This is a genomic window from Myxococcus vastator, from assembly GCF_010894475.1.
GTDB classification, from domain to species: domain Bacteria; phylum Myxococcota; class Myxococcia; order Myxococcales; family Myxococcaceae; genus Myxococcus; species Myxococcus vastator.
Window position 1 is genome coordinate 1 of sequence record NZ_JAAIYB010001000.1, and the last position, 341, is coordinate 341.

A 341-nucleotide genomic window follows, 5' to 3' on the forward strand; every position below is an offset into this window, starting at 1 on the left:
CGCCTGGGCGCCTCCACGCGCAGCCCGTCCAGCAACTCCTCCAGCACATGCTCCTCCACCGCCAGGCTGGTAGCGCCTTCCTCCAACCCTCGCGGCACCTGGAAGCAGCCGGCGTCCAGCCGCTTGTAGAAGAGGCACAGCCCCGTGCCGTCGTAGAAGAGTACCTTCAGCGCCGTGCGCCGCTTGCCGAAGAAGACGAAGAGGGCGCCGCTGCGCGGCTTGCGCCCCAGCCGCTCCTCCACCAACCCCGACAGCCGCTCGAAGCCCCAACGCAAGTCAATCGGCTCCAGGCCCAGGAAGATTTCGACGCCGTGCGGAATCATCGCTGCCCGCCCCGGCTC

At 68.9% G+C, this 341-nt stretch carries 1 protein-coding gene; it reads right to left on the reverse strand.

Translation table 11 applies throughout. The annotated features are described in order from the left end of the window. Window positions 1-341 (reverse strand): IS66 family insertion sequence element accessory protein TnpB (gene tnpB, locus G4D87_RS38765; protein ID WP_163787697.1); only part of this gene is annotated, 341 nt, incomplete at both ends.